The sequence below is a fragment of the Massilia sp. PWRC2 genome (genome assembly GCF_049896725.1).
In the GTDB taxonomy this organism is placed as follows: Bacteria; Pseudomonadota; Gammaproteobacteria; order Burkholderiales; family Burkholderiaceae_D; genus JAFCUW01.
This window is the reverse complement of sequence record NZ_JAFCUW010000002.1, coordinates 31,510-48,199: the sequence shown is the minus strand read 5'-3', so window position 1 is coordinate 48,199 and position 16,690 is coordinate 31,510. Positions and strand designations below refer to the sequence as shown.

The window sequence follows — 16,690 nt, the reverse complement described above, 5'->3', positions numbered from 1 at the left end:
ACTCCTAGAGCTGTGGCTCGGTCGCACCGTCACGCTGCATGCTTCGCCACGCACCATGCATCACGCATCACGCATCACGCACCAAGTTACGTTCGGCAACTGTAACGCTGTCGCCATCTGCTTCAGCGCTGCAAGCTTGCGATAACAACTATTTGATGCGGGTCAGAACCTGCTGGTCACGCCTGAACGCCGCCGGCTTTCGTCGCTCTGATGTAGGTGGCCAGCAGGATCGTCACGCACACCCACTGTAGCGATACCAACAGAAGGAGTCGAACATGAATCGAAAATCAAAGAGCGTCGTACTGGCGGGCATGCTGGCGATCGCGCTGGCAGGCTGTAGCACCTACGGCAGCAGCGATAGCGCAAGCACCTCCGCCATGAGCCGCAGCCCAGCGGCGGCCAGCCCCGGTGGCGACAGTAGCAGCAGCGCCGCCAGCACGAGTTCCACCAATAGCATGACTGGCAGCAGCAGCACGGAGGGCGCCAGCAACACCGGGGCAGCGGACGCTGCCTCCAGCGCGCAGTCGTCCACACCGGCCAGCGCCAGCGGCGCCTCGCACGCCGCCATGCCCAACGCCACCGTCACACTGATCGAATCGGTACCGCGCGCCAGCGGCGCTGGCAGTGGCAGCAGCGGCACTGCCGGCAGTAGCAGCACCGGCACTAGCAGCGCCGGTACTGCAGCCGGCGAAGGCCGCATGTACCGCATCACCGTGCGCATGGATGACGGCACCACCCGCGTCATCAACCAGGACGGCATACCCGGTTTCCGCACGGGCGACCGCGTCAACCTGGCTGCCGGCGCCATCAGCCAATAGCAGAGAGCCAACAGCAAATAGCAAATAGCAAATAGCAAATAGCAAATCAGGGCGGCATAGCGCGCCCCCGGTGTCGCGGTGCAACAGCAGCCACCGCGACGCCGCTGTTGCGTGCCCGCCCGCCTGGCTATTTGCGCAAGGCACGCGCACGGCCCATTGCGCCACGCGCCGGCACTTTGAGGTACTGTCTTGTTCATACCATTTTAAATGTAGGGACCACGACGGCATGAGCGACAAGACCATCAAAAAACTGCATCAGGCGGTGCGCGACGATATCGGCGACCTGCTCACGCAGCGCCCCCTTCCCAATGCGCACCTGGCGCAACTCGATCCCTTCCTGTTCCTCAACCACCACGGCCCGCAGACGTATCCGGCCCATAACCATGGACTACCGTTCGGGCCCCATCCGCACCGGGGCTTTGAAACGGTCACCTTCATCCTCGATGGCATGCTGACGCACCAGGACAGCGCCGGCCACGAAAGCATCATCCGCGCCGGTGGCGTCCAGTGGATGACGGCCGGACGGGGCATCGTGCACGCCGAGATCTCGCCGCAAGCGTTCCTCGACCACGGCGGCCCCATCGAACTGCTGCAGCTGTGGGTCAACCTGCCTGGTCTTTTGAAGATGAGCCCACCAGCTTACACGGGCTTGCAGCGCGAACAGATTCCGGCGCTGGCGGTTGGCACTGGCGCCACCATGCACCTGATCGCCGGCCACTGGCAGGGCCAGGACGGACCGGTCGCCTCGCTCACCGGCGTTTTCATGAGTACCATCGAACTGCCGGCCGGCGCCGAACTGCGCATCGACGCCCTGCGGGCCCGCACCGTTTTCCTGTACGTCGTCAGGGGCGCCGTCACCATCGTCGGCCAGCGGGTATCCGGCACCACCCTGGTCGAAATGAACGAAGAAGGCGACGCCATCGATCTGGTTGCCGACGACGACAGCCTGGTGGTGTTCGGCCACGCCAGCCCGATCGGCGAACCGGTGGTGTCGCACGGTCCGTTCGTCATGAACACCCGCCAGGAAATCAACCAGGCGATCGCCGACTACCAGGCGGGACGTTTCGGCGCACCGTTGTGACGGCGTGGCGTCAATGACCGGTGATGACGACATCGGTGGCAAACGGCGCCACCTCGAACGTCAGGCGCACGCTGCTGCCGCGGATGGCAAAGCGGTCGCCACCGACAGGCACCAGCTCGCCCTTGCGTTCGCCCAGTTCAGCAAACAGGCGACGGCCCTGGTACGAGACCCGCAACAGTTGCCCGCTCGGCAAACCGTACACGCCGGCCAGACTGGCGGCATCGGCAGCCGGCCGATGCCCGGGGACGGCAACCATGGCTTGTAGCGACATCGACGACGGCGCGGCGTCGACCTGCGTGGCGCGGGCGGCACCGGCACTGCTGGCAGCGACGCCAAGGACGGTGGCAATGGCAAGCTGAACAAAAATACGCATGATTATTCCAATCCATATAAAAGTGAGTGATGGCTGGCGGTTGCCGTGTTTGCCGTGGCAAACTGCACTGCGCTCGCTGGCCCGGTCGCGGTTCGCCAGGGCCTTGCATGGCCTGGCGATGAAACCAGTCTAGGGCGCTACCCCGATCTCATCCTGCCCCATCGACCAAAGCGTCGAATGGCGCGACAGAACGTCAAAATGCCATGACCGATGGACTGCCATGCATATTATCTGGACCGGTACCACGCGCAAGCGCACCAGCGTGGAATTGCCTTCCTTTAAAATCGATTCGACACCGGGGCCTGCATCAATGGTGTGGGACGAACTTATAAGTGCACTGAAAATCTCATCTGAGTGCACCTCTCCGAGTCCGTCATGACCGCCAAATCATTGCTCTGTATTGCTGCGCCGCGGGCGCAGCCGTCAGCAGTACGTGGCGCCGCATGCGACCAGCTATTGGGTGATGCCTGCAGTGCCACAATCATCGACACGCTCGCTGACGCGCTGGCCGGCTGGCAGCTGCTGCACGCGAGCAGCTGGCGCGAAGCAGGCCGCCTGTTGCGCAGCAACCCCTGCCTGGTCGGCGTCGCCTTCGATCTGCCGGGCGCCGAAGGCGTCGCCGCAGCCGAACAATTTTTTCGCGAACACTGGAATATCGAATGGATCGGCGCCTTTCAGCGCGCCGCGCTGGCCATGCCGGCCTGTCGCGCAGTGGCCGCCAACTACCTGATGGACTACTACACCCACCCCATCGATGCCGTGCGCCTGGCTTACACCATCGGCCATGCGCACGGCGTCGCCATGCTGCGGGCGCAGCCGCACAGCGCGGCGGCCGCCAGCGACGACACCATGGCGCTCACGGGCTGCAGTGCGGCGATCGCGCGCCTGCGCGCCCACATCGTCAAAGTGGCGCAGTCGCATGCACCGGTACTGATCTGGGGCGAAAGCGGCAGTGGCAAGGAACTGACGGCGCAGGCGATCCATGCGCGCTCGCCGCGAGCCGGCGGCCCCTTCGTGCCGATCAACTGCGGCGCCATGCCGCCGTCGCTGATTCAGTCGGAGCTGTTTGGCTACGCCCGCGGCGCCTTCACCGGCGCCGCCCGCGACAAGGCCGGCCTGATCGAGTCGGCCAGTGGCGGCACCATTTTTCTCGATGAAATCGCCGACCTGCCCAAAGACCTGCAGTCCAACCTGCTACGTTTTTTACAGGAAAAGACCATCTATCGGGTCGGCGCCACCCGTGCCATCACGGTCGACGCGCGCGTGATCGCCGCCTCGCACGTCAATTTGCAGCAGGCAGTGGCACGGGGCGACTTCCGCGAAGACCTGTATTACCGCCTCAACGTCTTGCCCATCGATGTGCCGCCCCTGCGCGAACGGCGCGCCGACCTCGACATGCTCGCCTACCACTTCTTTCACACGTATGCGGCAGAAAAAGCGCCGCGCCTGAAGGGCTTCGCCAGTGATGCCCTGCACGCCATCCGCCAGCACGACTGGCCTGGCAATGTGCGCGAACTGATCAATCGCACCCGCCGCGCCATGGTGCTCTCCGAGGGCAGATTGATCGGCGCCCACGACCTCGGGCTGGCCCCGCTGCCCACCCGCGCAGGCGGCCTCGACGCCACGCGCATCGATGCCGAGCGCGCCGCCATTGGCGCCAGCCTCGATCGCGCCGGCCGCAATATCACCCAGGCGGCGCGCGACCTCGGCGTCTCGCGTATGACCCTGTATCGCCTGCTGGCAAAACACGGCATCGAACCATAGGGTCGGTCTGTCTCAACTTCGTTACCACTGTCGGCCCTGCAGAGTAGCCGCGCGCAGCGCATTGTCACGCCATCGATACAGCGCCGTCTTACTGGGCAGCGGGCCGGAACAATGGCACAGATCCCTGAGCAACGGGTGGGAGAGCGTGCCCGCCGCCACGGCCGAGTCGTCACACCATCGATACATTTCTGCAGTCGTTTTCCGCGAGGGCACGCGCCCAGTTGGTCAACCCGCCCAGCGTCCCCCGCCCAGCGTCCGGGGGCCGGCGACGCCGCCATAGCGCTGGCATCGAATTTGCAAGCACTTCCCTTGCCGGACCAGTTGCCCGTCGACGACCGGTTCAATCTTTTACCAGACAGCTATCTTAAAGGGGATAACATGAAACCAAGCATTTTGGCTGCGGCCATCGCGCTGATCTATTGCGCTGGCGCTAGCGCCAATCCAACCAACACCGGCACCATCACCGCTCCTGCCGCCGCTGCAACAGGCAGCGATGCTGGCAGCGCCACCCTGGGCCAGATCGCCGTCGCCACCAATGCGCAAAAAGGCACGGGCGCGCAGGCCAACGAAAATTCCACCTCGACCCAGGACAACAGCGCGCAAAACAATAGCAGCGGCTACGCTGCCAGCGAAGCCTACGGCACTGCCGCCAACAACGGCGCTACCGCCACCGCCACGTTGTCGGACTCCTTCAACACCTCCACTGCCACCGCCAGCTCAGCACTCACCGGCACCGTCACCGGCAACACCGTCTACAACATCGGCAACGTCGCCCATCAGAACGGCGACAGCGTGGGTGGCAATGGCGGCGCCGGCCTTGGCGGCATCGCCGTCGGCGGCCGCTCAGCCGGCGCGGCGGGCGGTGCGGGCGGTGCCAGCCGCGGCGCCAACGCCGCCTCTGGCTCAACCGGTGGCAATGCCACCAATAACGGCTGGGCCAGCAATGGCGATGCTTATGTCGGTGACGCCAACGGTGGTGCTGGCGGACGCGGTGGTGCCGCCCGCGATGCCAGCAGCGGCGCTGGCGGTGCCGGCGGCTATGGCGGCGCCGGTGGTGGGCATGGCGACGTCGGTCCGTCCACGGGTGGCGCCGGCGGCGCCGGCGGCCTGGCCACTGGTGGCGCCGGTGGCAGCGCTGGTTACAACACGAGCGGACTGGGCGGACGCAGCGGCTCGGCCAATGGCGCTGCCGGCGCGGCCGCCGGTGCCGGTGGCGCCGGTGGTGGCACTGGTGCCACCTGGGGCGGCCTGGCGATTGGCTATGGCGACGGCGGCAGCGGTGCGACTGCCAGCGGTGGCGCCGCCACCGGCGGCACCGGTGGCGCTGGCGGATACGGCGGTGCCGGTGGTGCAGGCGGCAGCGGCGGCACCAGTGGCGCCGGTGGGCCGGGCGGCGCTGCCAGCGGCACAGGCGGCGCTGGCGCTGCCGCCACGGCTGGCAGCGGCGGCGCTGGTGCCAGCGCGAGCACCACTGGCGGCGTTGCCGGTGCCGGTGGCGCCGGCGCGACGGGCGGTAATTCCGGCACTGTCGCCAATACTGCTGGCAATGGTGCGGCAGGTGGCGCCGCCACCAACGGCAGCGCCACCAACGGCAGTCCGGTCGTCGGTGACGCCACCGCCGGCAATGGCGGCGCTGGTGGTAGCGGCGGCAGCAATACCGGCGGCGCGGGCGGCGGCGGCGGCACCGATACGGGCGGTGCCGCCACTGGTGGTGCCGGTAATGGCGCAGCAGGCGGCAATGCCGGTACCACGACCGTCGATGCGGGCACTTTCGACCTGTCCAACAACATGAGCAACGTCGCTGCCAGCGCCGCCGGGATTGTCGTCATGAGCCAGAACAGCGGCATCTCCTCGCTCGTCCAGCAAAGCGTCAATGTGCAAGCCAACTTGAACGTGGGCGGCCGTTAATATGCACCCGAAGGCCGGTGAGGCTGCCGTCAAGGCAACGCCAACACCGGCCGCATTGAACAAAGGAGCGCCATGAATATTCATACCCATTGCAATTGGCGACATGCCTTCTGCTATGCTGCTCTGGCCGCCGTGTGCGCACGGGCTGATGCGGCGCCGTCGACCACTGCGCCGTCTGACAGCGCGTCGACAACAGACAGAACAGACAGCAATGTCGCCGCAGTCACCAAGGCGCCAGCGGCAGCGCCACCCTTTGTCGGTGCGCCTGCGCTGGCGGGCGATACCGAGCTCGACACTGCACGGGGCGGCAACGGCACCACGGTCGATACCCGCCTCACGGGCGAAGTCAGCGGCAACGTTGCCAACAATGTGCAAACGGGCTGGAACGTCATCAACGGCGGCGCGTTCGCCAACATGACGGGCATCCCGATCATCGTGCAAAACTCCGGTGCGAACGTGCTGATCCAAAACGCCACCGTCATCCACCTGCAGTTGCAATAGCCATGGCTTGCCGCCCTGTCCTCGCCGTGCTCAAAACAGCGTTGCTCGGCGCCGCGCTGGGCGGCCTGGGCCCGAACGCCAGCGCGCTCGACTTGTCTCTTGGCGGCGGCCGCTTCAATGTGCCGGTCACCAGCCTGAAGGCGGTACGCTTTGCGCACACCCTGCACCAGCAGTACGATTTCAGCTGTGGCTCGGCCGCAGTGGCAACGCTGCTCACCTTCCACTACGGCACCCCGATCGACGAACGCACCGTGTTCTCCGACATGTTTGTGCGGGGCGACCAGGCAAAAATTCGTCGTGAAGGTTTTTCTCTGCTGGACATCAAGCGCTTTTTGGAACGCCGCGGTTTTACGGCGGACGGCTTTCGCCAGCCCTTACAAAAACTGCTCGATGCCGAACTGCCTGCCATTGTGCTGATCGCCGAAAAAGGCTATCAGCATTTCGTCGTCATCCAGGGCGCTGCCGATGGCCGCATCCTGTTGGGCGATCCTGCCACCGGCACGCGGGCGATGGCGCGTGCGGCGTTTGAACAGCTGTGGACCAACAAACTTCTGTTCCTTATTCACGGCAGCCCCCAGCGTCCCCTGTTCAACCAGCCCGAACACTGGCGCGCCGCGCCTGCTGCACCGCTCGATACGGCCTTGTACCAGGATGCCCTGCGCGGCCTGGCCCTCGGCCGCAATGGCCCGGGCGACTACTAACGTGGAGAGAGCAATGCACAAAATAGATGGCCGTCAGTTCGGCTTGTGGCACGTCGGCATGTGGCTGGCCGCAGCCGGCTTTGCGACGCCCACCATCGCCGGCACGCCTGCGCACCAGGCGTCGACAATGGCAAGCGCCGTGCCATTGGTGGTCCTGCAGCGCGACAACCTTGACGATGCCACCGCACTGCCTAGCGCAGCTGATGCCACTGTTGCGGATGGGACGGCCGACACGGCCATGACGCTCGATGCGGGTGATACGCTCGATGCGGGTCAAACGCTCGGGGCAACCGATATCGCGGACAGTCTCGATGCGCCCGCGATCGTCGATGCAATCGACGCCGCCGACGCCGCCGACGCCGCCGACGCCGACGCAATTCATGCGATGGACACGGTCAGCCTCGCAGCCTTGCACAACATGGCAACAAGGGCCATCGCCCCAGGCGACTGGTCGCGGGTCGACGATGGCACGCTCGAAGGTGCACGCGGCGGCTTCACCAGCGCCGACGGTTTGCTGGTATCGCTCGGTATCGACCGGCTAGTGTCGATCAATGGCGATGTACTCGCTCACACGCGTATCGATATTGCCGATCTGAGCCGCATCAGCGCGGAGCAGGCCAGGCAAACCAGCGAGGCACTGTCGGCCGTCAAACTGGTTCAGAGCGGTGGTGAGAATATTTATCGGGCTGGCGACCCGGGCGCGGCATTGGGCGGCATGGTCGTGCAAAACAGTCTGGACAACCAGCTGATCCGCACCGACACCGTCATCCGTTCGACGGTCAACAGTGCTGGCCTGCTCAACACGCTCAATTTTCACGCCACCGTGCACGATGCGCTCACCCGCGTCGTCGGTCAACCCTGAGCTTTTTAGCGCTATGGAGGAAGCATGCAGACACTATCCGCGGTTCGACTACGGCGGGCCTCGCTGTCGGCGCTGCTATTGACGCCGCTCGCGCTGGCACGGCCGCAAGCGCTGCCACAAGCAGCGCCGGTCAGCGATGACTTGCCGACGCAAATCAGGCAGTTGAAGGCGCAACTGGCGCAACAGCAGCAAGCCATCAAGGCCTTGCAGGCAGCGCTGGCCACCGAGACGGCGGCGCCGGCAACATGGGCGACGGACGCCGCAAGCAGCAGCGCCAGCGAACTGCAAAGCCTGCGCGGCGCCGGCACAGCAGGGGCGCCGGACGCACCGGTTGAGCAAGCGTCCGCCAGCGCAGTAGCGGCTGCAGTGCCTGCAACAGTAGCGACAACAGCACCGGCAACAGCACCGGGCACGGTGGCCGCCGGCGGCACGGTTGCAGCCGCAGGCGCAGCATCGCCCGCTGTCGCTGCTGTCGCTGCTGTCGAGGTGAGCGAGGCAACGATGACTGGCGCCGCCGGCGCCGTTGCCACGCGTGCAGCGGCACGCCGGCAGGCAGCGATCAACGGCGCCCCACAGACCGCAGCGGGCGCGGTCGGTCAGGCACCGCCACGCGACAGCCGCCCGCCCGCCGTGGCGCCCCTGTTCGAGCAACCCGGGGTGCTGACGCCGCGCGGCAAATACGTACTGGAACCATCGTTGCAATTTGCTTACTCTTCGAGCAACCGGGTGGCCCTGGTCGGCTACACCATCATCCCGGCATTGCTGATCGGCCTGATCGACGTGCGCGAAGTCAAACGCAATACCTTGACCGCCGCCCTCACCGGTCGTGTCGGTCTGAGCAAGCGTCTCGAGGCTGAAATCAAGGTGCCTTATGTCTATCGATCCGACTCCACCGTCAGCCGCGAGCTGTTCACCGGGACGGCGGTCGAGCGCGTGTTTGACAGCAGCGGCCACGCGCTGGGCGACATCGAGGCGGCGCTGCGCTATCAGCTCAATGATGGTGGTGCCGACAAGCCATATTTTGTGGGCGGGCTGCGCTTTAAAAGCCGCAGCGGTCGCGATCCGTTTAGCGTCGTCACCGACTGCACGCGCCGCTGCGTCGGCGATAACGCCACCGGTACCGGCTTGCCGCTGGCGCTGCCGACCGGCTCGGGCTTTTATTCACTGCAGCCCAGCCTGACCTGGCTGCTGCCGTCGGACCCGGCAGTGTTTTTCGGCAGCGTCAGCTATCTCCACAATCTCAAGCGCAGCGGCATCAGCCGCCTGGTGCTGGACGGCGAGCGCGAGCCGCTGGGCGAAATCAAGCCGGGCGATGTGATTGGTTTTAACTTCGGCATGGGCATGGCACTCAATGACAAGGCCTCATTTAGCCTCGGCTACGATCACAGCACCATCGGCCGCACCAAGCAAAACGGTGTCGCCGTACCGGGCGCCGTGCGCACCCAGCTGGGCACCCTGCTGGTCGGCTTTTCCTACCGCCTCAACGACAGGCGCACCATCAATGTCGCCATCGGTGCTGGCCTGACCCGCGATACCCCTGATGTCTCGCTGACCATCCGCATCCCAACCAGCTTTTAGACCAGCTTTTGGACCAGCTTTTAGACCAGCTTTTAGACCAGCTTTTAGATCAGCTTTTGGATCAGCTTTTAGACCAGCTTTTAGATCAGCTTTTGGATCAGCTTTCAGATCAACTTTTGGCCCAGTTTTTAGACCAGCTTTTGGCCCAGCTGTTGGCCCCTGAGCTGATCCCCCACAACGGCGCCACGGCGCACCTGCGGCCACTGGCGCGACGGCGCCGGTCGATCAGTCCGGCTGCGCGGCGTGCCGTTGCGGAGAATGCCAGCGGCAACTTGTCTGCCATGGTTCTCTGTTGGCCGCGCTTGCGTCCACCGTCTGCCGGCCACGCACCGCAAACTCGATTACAGTAGCTGTTTTCAGTCACGAGGTAGCGTCATGCTTGCGGTTCCTTTCGTCGAAACAACGCGCGGCTTTGCCGACAGCGGCTACACCGTAGAAAACGTCCACCTCGGCTCCGTCGCCGTCGTCGATCGCCACGGCACCTTGCTGTGGGCGGCGGGCGATCCGCACACCACGACCTTCACGCGCTCGGCGATCAAACCTTTTCAGGCGCTGCCCTTCCTGCGCGCCGACGGCCCGGCGCGCTACGGCTTGAGCGTGGCCGAAGTGGCCCTGCTGTGCGCCAGTCATTCGGGCGAGGCCATGCACGTGGCGGCGGTCGAGTCCATCCTCAACAAGATTGGTCTTGACGAACACTGCCTCGCCTGCGGCTGCCACGCGCCGCTGTACTACGACAGCGTCGGCCGCGCCGCGCCCACCGACCAGCCCTGGCGGCAGGTACACCACAACTGTTCGGGCAAGCACAGCGGCTTTCTCGCATGGTGCCGGCTGCATGGCGCGCCCATCGACGGCTATGTCGATCGCGCCCATCCCCTGCAGCAAGCGGTGCGCGCCACCATGAGCGAGTTGACCGGCTTGCCGGCGAGCGCCATGCCGGTGGGACTGGACGGCTGTTCGGCACCCAACTATGCCTTGCCGCTGTCGCGCCTGGCCCATCTGTACGCCCGCCTGGCGCACGGTGCGGCTGATCCGCAACTGGGCGCCCCACTCGGCGACCTGTTCGAGGCGATGACGACGCGGCCAGACCTGGTGTCCGGTCAGGCCCGCTGCGATCTGGCGTATATGCAAGCCGGCGCTGGTGACTGGGTCAGCAAGGTGGGCGCCGATGCCGTGCAAACCATCGGTATTCGTTCGGCCGGCCTGGGCATCGCCATCAAACTGGCCGATGGTGCGACGGGCAGCCTGCAAACGGCGACCTTCGCCGTGCTCGACCAGTTGGGCTTGCTTGATGGCCGTCAGCGCGCCCTGCTCGAACCCTATCGGGCGCCGCCCCTGTTGAACGTGCGCGGCAGAAAAGTAGGCGAGCTACGCGCCATCGTCCACCTGCAGGATCTGCGCTAACTTGATGGGGCAGCGCTGCACGCTACGGTCAGCGCATCAGCTGCGTCAACATCAGCCCCAGCGCTGCAAGGACTTGCTTGTCGCGCCAGTACACTTCGTGCGATAAGGGATTCCAGCTGCGCACGATCAGGTCGATCACCCCGTGCCCGGCATTGATGGCGCGGTCTTCGACCAGCTGGCGGTAGCCCTGCGACAAAGGCTGCAGCGGCCAGCCGAGAACGTCGTCGGGGTCGTACAGATTGAGCCATTTGAAACTCGCGCGCGGCGGCGCGATGGGGATGATCGTCATTTCCTTGTGAGCGGCAACGAAGATCGGGATATTGCAGCCCGTGGTGATCCAGCCCAGCGCGCTTTCACAGCGCAGAAAACTTTTTTCGGCCGCGCTCAGGGCACGCCCCTGCAGCGCATGCGACCAGTGATCGATGTCGCGCCAGACGCCGGCGGCCACGGGCAGGCCGGATTTGGCTTTTTGGGCATCGTAAATATAGCTCGAGAGTACCTGGCAGCCCAGCGAATGGGCCAGCAAGACCAGCGGGGTGTCCGCGCCGTTGGCACGGAAAGCGTCGAGCAGGGTCTTGGCGATTTCCATCTGTGCCAGTTCGTAGACGGAGCCGGCATCTTCCTTGCGATTTTCCAGGCCGGCGGCATCGCCGAAGCCGAACAGCAAAAATTTGCGCAAATTCGCAAAGCGCACGGTCTTCTGGCCGCCAGCGCTGGCAGTGATGCGCTCCCATACCTCGCGCTCATTGGGCTGCAGGATGTCCTGGTAAAACACCGGCCGCAGATCAACCTGTTGCTTAAAACGGGCGCCGATCTGCGCCAGCAGACGCTGTTCAAGATCAGCCGCGTAGTCGCGTGGGGTTTCACCCATGCCATGCACCGTGAGTAGCACCACATCGGCCATACAGCCCCCTTTATCCGGCCTGATCCGAATCAACCATCATCGCCGCACCTTAAGCGTTTTTTTAAAGTCTATCACGACAAGATTGTGTTGGTTAGCGCCGTTTTGCTGGCGTACCGCTCATCCGCGCAGTACCTGCCGGCGTGGCGCTGCCGCCACGATCCTGCCACAATCTGGCGCCACCATCATGCACTGACGAGTAGACTAATGCCTATGAACAATACGAAAAAAGTTGCCGGTTTAGCAGGTCTGGCCAGCGTCGTATGGCTCGGCCTCGTCACGGCGGTTGCCGCCAGCCAGCGGCGACTGGTATTTAATCCCAACATCAAGCGCGAAGTGGAACGGCCCCGCAGCAGCGGTCACCGCACCCGCTCGGTGGTGCTGCGTGCGCACGACGGCACCAAGCTGGCGGGCTGGCTGATGACGCCGTCGGTGGTCGGCCCGCGCCCGGCCGTGGTGTATTTTGGCGGGCGCTCGGAAGAAGTGTCGTGGGTGGCACGCGATGCCGGCAAGTTATTCCCTGGAATGACAGTGCTGGCCGTGAATTACCGCGGCTATGGCAACTCACAGGGCAATCCCGATGAACAATTGATGGTCGACGATGGCTGCATGCTGTTCGACTGGCTCGCTGCGCGCCCCCATGTCGATGCGCAGCGCGTGGCCATCGTGGGCCGCAGCCTCGGCTCGGGCGTCGCCGTGCAGGTGGCGATACAGCGGCTAGCCCATGCACTGGTGCTGATCACCCCCTACGATTCCATCCTCGCCATCGCCAAGCGGCGCTTTCGCACGATGCCCATCGAATACGTGCTGCGCCACCGTTTCGAGTCGATCAAATACGCCGCCGCGCTGCTGGCCCCCACCTATGTGCTGCGCGCCGCCGTCGACGACATCGTGCCCCACTCGCACACCGATTTGCTGGTGGCACAACTGGGCACCCTGCACCTCGACGAAATCGTGCCCGATTCCGATCATCTGAACATTCCCTATCTGGACGCCACCCAGACCCGCATCGCCGCCTTCCTCTGCGCCCAGTTCGCACTACCGCCACGCAGCGCGGCGGCCACCACGCCACCGCCATGAACAGGCAGTAATGCCGCCACCCGCGTGCAAGCTGGCGTGCTTGCTTTATTGAATAAGTGGGCTGTCGCACATACTGGTGACGACGCGCCCAGTATGCTCACAGCCAGTTGCGCATGACAACGTACGTCCACTGCACTGTTAAGCACGGCCTAAGTCCGAAGTCACACAATCAAGTAACACAATCAAGTAACACAACCACCTCCACACCGCCGATCATTCCATCCCGCCCCACTCTGAAAGCACATCTGTCATGAAAACCGCCTTCGCTGCAATCACTCTCGCCCTCACCCTTGCCGCCACCTCCGGCTTCGCCAGTGCAGGCTGCCTGAAAGGCGCCGTCGTCGGCGGCGTCGCCGGGCACGTGGCGGGCAGCCACGGCCTGGTGGGCGCCGCCGCTGGCTGCGCCGTCGGCCATCACATGAGCAAGAAAAAAGAAAAAGAGCAAGCGGCACAACAACAGGCAGCAGCCCAGGCACAGACGGCCGCGCCAGCACCAGCGCCAACAGTGCCGCCAAAGAAGTAAGTAGTTACCAACGGGACTGCAGGCGCCGCCAGCGAAGCCGCGCCTGCACCCGGTCATCTGAACGGTTGTGCATGTCACGCCGCAGTCATATTCGCCACTTATGATCAAGCCTAGTACCTCGCCTGTGCGAGTCCGCTTCGATCCTTTGTACGGTGACTATGACCACCCACCCCAAGCGCCTTTTGATCCTCGATGCAGATGGCACCACCATCGATGCCTACAGCGCCATTGAAGCAACTTTCCTGCAACATGGCATGACGCTGGGCGACGAAGACCGTTTTCAAAAACGCCACCGCCTGTTCAAGTACCTGGGCGGCCTGCGCGAATTTCCTACCAATCTCAAAAAGCAGCTGGGCAAACAAAGCCGGCGCGAATTGATTGGCACCCTCACCGAGGTGTACCGCAGCGAGGCGCGCCTGTACCCGGGGATCGCCAACCTGATCCAGCGGCTGATCGCCACCCCCGACCTGGTGGTGGGTATCGTCACCCGCAACATCACCAACGCCCCCGAAGACACCCTGCGCATGCTGTTCGAACGTCACGGCATCGATGTCGACCAGCTGGGCTTTCTCACCCACATTCCCCTCAAGCAGGAAAAAACCGCCACCTTCCGCGCGCTGCGCGAACACTATGGCATCAACCCGGCGCGCAGCTATATCTGCGGCGATGAACACAAGGATTATTTTGCCGCCGTGCAGACTGGCATGCATCCCTTCATGGTGTCTTATGGATTCGAAGATCATCAGCGCCTGACCAGCAAGTTCGAGGTGCCCGATGAACTCATTTCGCGCACCCCCGACGCCCTCTGCCAGCGTGTCCTCAACGGCCTGGCTATTTCCGCGCAGGGATGAAGCCCCGCCATCTGGTGGTGCTGAGCGTCTCGGCTGGCGCTGGCCACGTACGCGCTGCCGCCGCCCTCTGCGAGCAAGCGCAGGCAGCCGGCCTGCTGACCACCCACATCGATGTCATGCAGCGCTCGCCCGCCTGGTTTCGCTGGCTGTACGCCGACCTGTACGCACTGCTGGTGAACCGCGCGCCGCTGTTGTGGGCCTGGCTGTACGGATCGATGAACCACAGCGCCGGCAGCGGGATACTGCAGCGCTGCCGGCGCCTGCTGGAGCGCCGGGTCAGCGCGCGCTGGCTGGCCGAGGTCAGCGCGCTGGCACCCGATGCGATTGTCTGCACCCATTTTTTGCCAGCCGAACTGCTCGCCACCAGCTGTCCGTGCCCGCTGTTTGTCCACGTCACCGATTTCGATCTGCACGCCATGTGGGTGCAGCCCGCCATCGATGGTTACTTTGTCGCCTGCGAGGAAGTGGCGTTTCAACTGCGCCGCGCCGGCGTGGCGGCGGCGCGCATCACGGTCACAGGCCTGGCGGTGATGCCGGCTTTTCGCCCGCTGACGCCGCCCCAGCGACCAGCTGACGGCAACGACGCTGACGTGGAAACTTTGCCGACGGTGTTGCTGATGGGCGGCGGCGGCGGCTTCGGCGGCCTGGCGCAGGTGGCCGAACAATTATTACAGGACGCCGACGGCTTCCGGCTGGTGGTGGTGGCTGGGCGCAACAGCATTGCCCTGGCGGCCCTGCAGGCGATGGCGCCACACTGGCCGGGCCGCCTGCGCGCACTCGGCTACACCGACCAGGTCGCCGCGCTGATGGCCGACGCCGATATCGTCATCACCAAGCCGGGCGGCCTCACCACCGCCGAGTGCCTGGCGGTCGGCGTGGCGATGATCGTCAATGCGCCGATTCCCGGCCAGGAAGAGCGCAACGCCGATTACCTCCTCGAACAGGGCGTGGCCCTCAAGGCAATCAATGCCGCCACCCTCGCCTGGCGCCTGCGCCATCTGCTCGCGCAGCCGCAGCAGCGCTGCCAGATGGCGCGGCAGGCGCGCGCGCTGGGCCGGCCGGACGCCGCCCGCCACATCATCGATGCCATCGACACCATCGTCACCCAACTGAAAGCTGCCCCGTGATCCTCAGTTCTCCCGCCGCCCAGCTGGCCGCGACCATCGTATTTACTGTGCTGCTGGCGTTTTTCTTCGCCAAGGTCGAAGTGCACATCGAAGGTCCGCACGGCTGGGCCGCCAACTTGCCCACCTGGCGCATCGAGCAACACATCCTGCTCGACCTGTTCTGGGGCGGCCGTGCCATGACCGGCTACCATGCCTGGGTGTTTTCCTGTATCGCCCTGTTTTTTCACTTGCCGCTGGTATTTAGCGGGATCTGGACCTGGCACGCCGAAGCGCGCGTGCTGGCCTCGCTGATGCTGTTCTGGGTAGCGGAAGATTTTCTGTGGTTTGTCATTAACCCGGCAGCCGGCTGGCGCCGCTTTAACCGCCAGTTCGCCCACTGGCACAAGATCTGGTGGTGGGTGGCACCGGCCGATTACTGGATTTTTCTGCTGATCTCGGCGCTGCTATACCGCTGGTGGCTGAGCGCTGCCGTCGTCCTCGCGCCTTGAACCGCGCCGTGCGCTGTTGTTTTGACAATCGGAGTAAGGTGATACCGTCGCTTTCGCCACGCCAGCTGGCGTCGACGAAAACCGTATCCACGATTGTTCAGATCGTTCAGATTGTGCATCTACCAGCGAGGCGAACCATGAAACTCAACATATTGTTATCGGCATCCATCCTGACCCTGTGCGGTGTGGCCAACGCACAAACCGCCGTTGAAATCACCGATCCGGCACGCATCGCCGCCATCGAGCGCCATGCCCAGGAACTGGGCGCCCAGCCCACGGCAGCGCCAGCCGCTGGCGAACACACGGGCCGTGGCGATCGCATGCACCGTCACCACATGCGCAAACACGGCATGCGCCATCACAAGGACATGCAAGGCCAGCGGGGCGCCGTTAAACCGGCAGCGGACGTGGCCGCACCGCCAGCGACGAACTGATGACGAACTGATCATCGTCGCTACGGCCGGCGCAGCAGCACCAGGGTCGTAGCGACAACGCTGACAGCGGCACCGCTGCCAGCGCCAGTCTGGCCATGCGTACGACATGGCAGATACTGTCGCCCAAGCGCAAAGTTTCTTGCGACACCACAACAAACCTTCGATAGTTTGCATAACTAACAATTTTATGTCTGTTTAACACACTTAGTTTTCCGTGCGGAAAGTATTTTTCTTTCAGGCATGCTAAAGTCGCGGCACTTATCAATAAGCAATAGTCACTGGTTTCTGCGACCAGCACC

Annotated in this window: 18 protein-coding genes; 16 read left to right on the top strand and 2 right to left on the bottom strand. The window is 64.4% G+C overall.

Features of this window, described 5'->3' with window-relative positions; translation table 11 throughout:
* Nucleotides 1–275 precede the first annotated feature (275 nt).
* Together ACP7BZ_RS04930 and ACP7BZ_RS04925 are read left to right on the top strand one after the other, a co-directional pair.
* A complete protein-coding gene (locus tag ACP7BZ_RS04930; RefSeq protein WP_426110644.1) occupies nt 276–818 on the top strand; it encodes a hypothetical protein in 543 nt (180 codons plus the stop codon).
* Nucleotides 819–1,044: 226 nt separating this feature from the next.
* Complete coding sequence (locus tag ACP7BZ_RS04925) at nt 1,045–1,899, top strand: pirin family protein (protein ID WP_426110642.1); 855 nt, start codon at nt 1,045–1,047, stop codon at nt 1,897–1,899.
* Between the two features lie 10 nt (nt 1,900–1,909).
* Here the strand turns inward: ACP7BZ_RS04925 and ACP7BZ_RS04920 are convergent, their stop codons facing one another.
* Nucleotides 1,910–2,272, bottom strand: coding sequence for a hypothetical protein (locus ACP7BZ_RS04920; RefSeq protein ID WP_426110640.1), 363 nt, complete (start codon nt 2,270–2,272; stop codon nt 1,910–1,912).
* Nucleotides 2,273–2,647: 375 nt separating this feature from the next.
* Between ACP7BZ_RS04920 and ACP7BZ_RS04915 the strand changes: the two genes are divergently transcribed.
* From ACP7BZ_RS04915 to ACP7BZ_RS04880, 8 genes are all read left to right on the top strand, one after another.
* Nucleotides 2,648–4,036 (top strand): sigma 54-interacting transcriptional regulator, encoded by a 1,389-nt coding sequence (locus tag ACP7BZ_RS04915; RefSeq protein WP_426110638.1) that lies wholly within the window; start codon nt 2,648–2,650, stop codon nt 4,034–4,036.
* A gap of 378 nt (nt 4,037–4,414) precedes the next feature.
* Entirely contained in the window at nt 4,415–5,944 is a 1,530-nt protein-coding gene (locus ACP7BZ_RS04910) for a hypothetical protein (RefSeq protein WP_426110636.1), read from the top strand.
* 72 nt (nt 5,945–6,016) lie between these two features.
* Nucleotides 6,017–6,445 carry a hypothetical protein gene (locus tag ACP7BZ_RS04905; protein ID WP_426110634.1) on the top strand — a complete coding sequence of 143 codons (429 nt, stop codon included), beginning with the start codon at nt 6,017–6,019 and terminating at the stop codon, nt 6,443–6,445.
* A 2-nt stretch (nt 6,446–6,447) separates the two neighbouring features.
* A complete protein-coding gene (locus ACP7BZ_RS04900; protein ID WP_426110632.1) occupies nt 6,448–7,146 on the top strand; it encodes a C39 family peptidase in 699 nt (232 codons plus the stop codon).
* A 13-nt stretch (nt 7,147–7,159) separates the two neighbouring features.
* A complete protein-coding gene (locus ACP7BZ_RS04895; protein ID WP_426110630.1) occupies nt 7,160–8,008 on the top strand; it encodes a hypothetical protein in 849 nt (282 codons plus the stop codon).
* 24 nt (nt 8,009–8,032) lie between these two features.
* Complete coding sequence (locus ACP7BZ_RS04890; protein WP_426110628.1) at nt 8,033–9,586, top strand: acetate kinase; 1,554 nt, start codon at nt 8,033–8,035, stop codon at nt 9,584–9,586.
* Between the two features lie 8 nt (nt 9,587–9,594).
* On the top strand, nt 9,595–9,936 hold the full coding sequence (locus ACP7BZ_RS04885; RefSeq protein WP_426110626.1) for a hypothetical protein: 342 nt from the start codon (nt 9,595–9,597) through the stop codon (nt 9,934–9,936).
* 25 nt (nt 9,937–9,961) lie between these two features.
* The gene (locus ACP7BZ_RS04880; RefSeq protein WP_426110624.1) at nt 9,962–10,987 is read left to right on the top strand and encodes an asparaginase; all 1,026 of its coding nucleotides are present in this window, start codon (nt 9,962–9,964) and stop codon (nt 10,985–10,987) included.
* Between the two features lie 28 nt (nt 10,988–11,015).
* Here the strand turns inward: ACP7BZ_RS04880 and ACP7BZ_RS04875 are convergent, their stop codons facing one another.
* Entirely contained in the window at nt 11,016–11,858 is an 843-nt protein-coding gene (locus ACP7BZ_RS04875; protein ID WP_426110622.1) for a hypothetical protein, read from the bottom strand.
* 243 nt (nt 11,859–12,101) lie between these two features.
* On the opposite strand from ACP7BZ_RS04875, the gene ACP7BZ_RS04870 reads away from it, so the two are divergent.
* The 6 genes from ACP7BZ_RS04870 to ACP7BZ_RS04845 all read left to right on the top strand — a co-directional run bounded on the left by ACP7BZ_RS04870 (nt 12,102) and on the right by ACP7BZ_RS04845 (nt 16,391).
* Nucleotides 12,102–12,968: an alpha/beta hydrolase gene (locus ACP7BZ_RS04870; RefSeq protein ID WP_426110620.1), complete on the top strand. Its 867-nt coding sequence runs from the start codon at nt 12,102–12,104 to the stop codon at nt 12,966–12,968.
* 250 nt (nt 12,969–13,218) lie between these two features.
* Nucleotides 13,219–13,491, top strand: coding sequence for a hypothetical protein (locus ACP7BZ_RS04865; RefSeq protein ID WP_426110618.1), 273 nt, complete (start codon nt 13,219–13,221; stop codon nt 13,489–13,491).
* A 158-nt stretch (nt 13,492–13,649) separates the two neighbouring features.
* A complete protein-coding gene (locus ACP7BZ_RS04860; RefSeq protein ID WP_426110616.1) occupies nt 13,650–14,342 on the top strand; it encodes an HAD family hydrolase in 693 nt (230 codons plus the stop codon).
* Entirely contained in the window at nt 14,339–15,469 is a 1,131-nt protein-coding gene (locus ACP7BZ_RS04855; protein ID WP_426110614.1) for an MGDG synthase family glycosyltransferase, read from the top strand. Before ACP7BZ_RS04860 ends, ACP7BZ_RS04855 begins: the two co-directional genes overlap by 4 nt.
* Nucleotides 15,466–15,957 (top strand): hypothetical protein, encoded by a 492-nt coding sequence (locus ACP7BZ_RS04850; protein ID WP_426110612.1) that lies wholly within the window; start codon nt 15,466–15,468, stop codon nt 15,955–15,957. Before ACP7BZ_RS04855 ends, ACP7BZ_RS04850 begins: the two co-directional genes overlap by 4 nt.
* Nucleotides 15,958–16,094: 137 nt before the next feature.
* The gene (locus ACP7BZ_RS04845) at nt 16,095–16,391 is read left to right on the top strand and encodes a hypothetical protein (RefSeq protein ID WP_426110610.1); all 297 of its coding nucleotides are present in this window, start codon (nt 16,095–16,097) and stop codon (nt 16,389–16,391) included.
* The last annotated feature ends 299 nt before the right edge of the window (nt 16,392–16,690 follow it).

Bases quoted from the DNA above. Each gene is read 5' to 3' on its own strand.
- ACP7BZ_RS04870 (WP_426110620.1), top strand. From the start codon at position 12,102: ATGAACAATACGAAAAAAGTTGCCGGTTTAGCAGGTCTGGCCAGCGTC.
- ACP7BZ_RS04915 (WP_426110638.1), top strand. From the start codon at position 2,648: ATGACCGCCAAATCATTGCTCTGTATTGCTGCGCCGCGGGCGCAGCCG.
- ACP7BZ_RS04920 (WP_426110640.1), bottom strand. From the start codon at position 2,272: ATGCGTATTTTTGTTCAGCTTGCCATTGCCACCGTCCTTGGCGTCGCT.
- ACP7BZ_RS04845 (WP_426110610.1), top strand. From the start codon at position 16,095: ATGAAACTCAACATATTGTTATCGGCATCCATCCTGACCCTGTGCGGT.
- ACP7BZ_RS04895 (WP_426110630.1), top strand. From the start codon at position 7,160: ATGCACAAAATAGATGGCCGTCAGTTCGGCTTGTGGCACGTCGGCATG.
- ACP7BZ_RS04860 (WP_426110616.1), top strand. From the start codon at position 13,650: ATGACCACCCACCCCAAGCGCCTTTTGATCCTCGATGCAGATGGCACC.
- ACP7BZ_RS04905 (WP_426110634.1), top strand. From the start codon at position 6,017: ATGAATATTCATACCCATTGCAATTGGCGACATGCCTTCTGCTATGCT.
- ACP7BZ_RS04865 (WP_426110618.1), top strand. From the start codon at position 13,219: ATGAAAACCGCCTTCGCTGCAATCACTCTCGCCCTCACCCTTGCCGCC.
- ACP7BZ_RS04890 (WP_426110628.1), top strand. From the start codon at position 8,033: ATGCAGACACTATCCGCGGTTCGACTACGGCGGGCCTCGCTGTCGGCG.
- ACP7BZ_RS04930 (WP_426110644.1), top strand. From the start codon at position 276: ATGAATCGAAAATCAAAGAGCGTCGTACTGGCGGGCATGCTGGCGATC.
- ACP7BZ_RS04910 (WP_426110636.1), top strand. From the start codon at position 4,415: ATGAAACCAAGCATTTTGGCTGCGGCCATCGCGCTGATCTATTGCGCT.
- ACP7BZ_RS04900 (WP_426110632.1), top strand. From the start codon at position 6,448: ATGGCTTGCCGCCCTGTCCTCGCCGTGCTCAAAACAGCGTTGCTCGGC.
- ACP7BZ_RS04880 (WP_426110624.1), top strand. From the start codon at position 9,962: ATGCTTGCGGTTCCTTTCGTCGAAACAACGCGCGGCTTTGCCGACAGC.
- ACP7BZ_RS04875 (WP_426110622.1), bottom strand. From the start codon at position 11,858: ATGGGTGAAACCCCACGCGACTACGCGGCTGATCTTGAACAGCGTCTG.
- ACP7BZ_RS04925 (WP_426110642.1), top strand. From the start codon at position 1,045: ATGAGCGACAAGACCATCAAAAAACTGCATCAGGCGGTGCGCGACGAT.
- ACP7BZ_RS04855 (WP_426110614.1), top strand. From the start codon at position 14,339: ATGAAGCCCCGCCATCTGGTGGTGCTGAGCGTCTCGGCTGGCGCTGGC.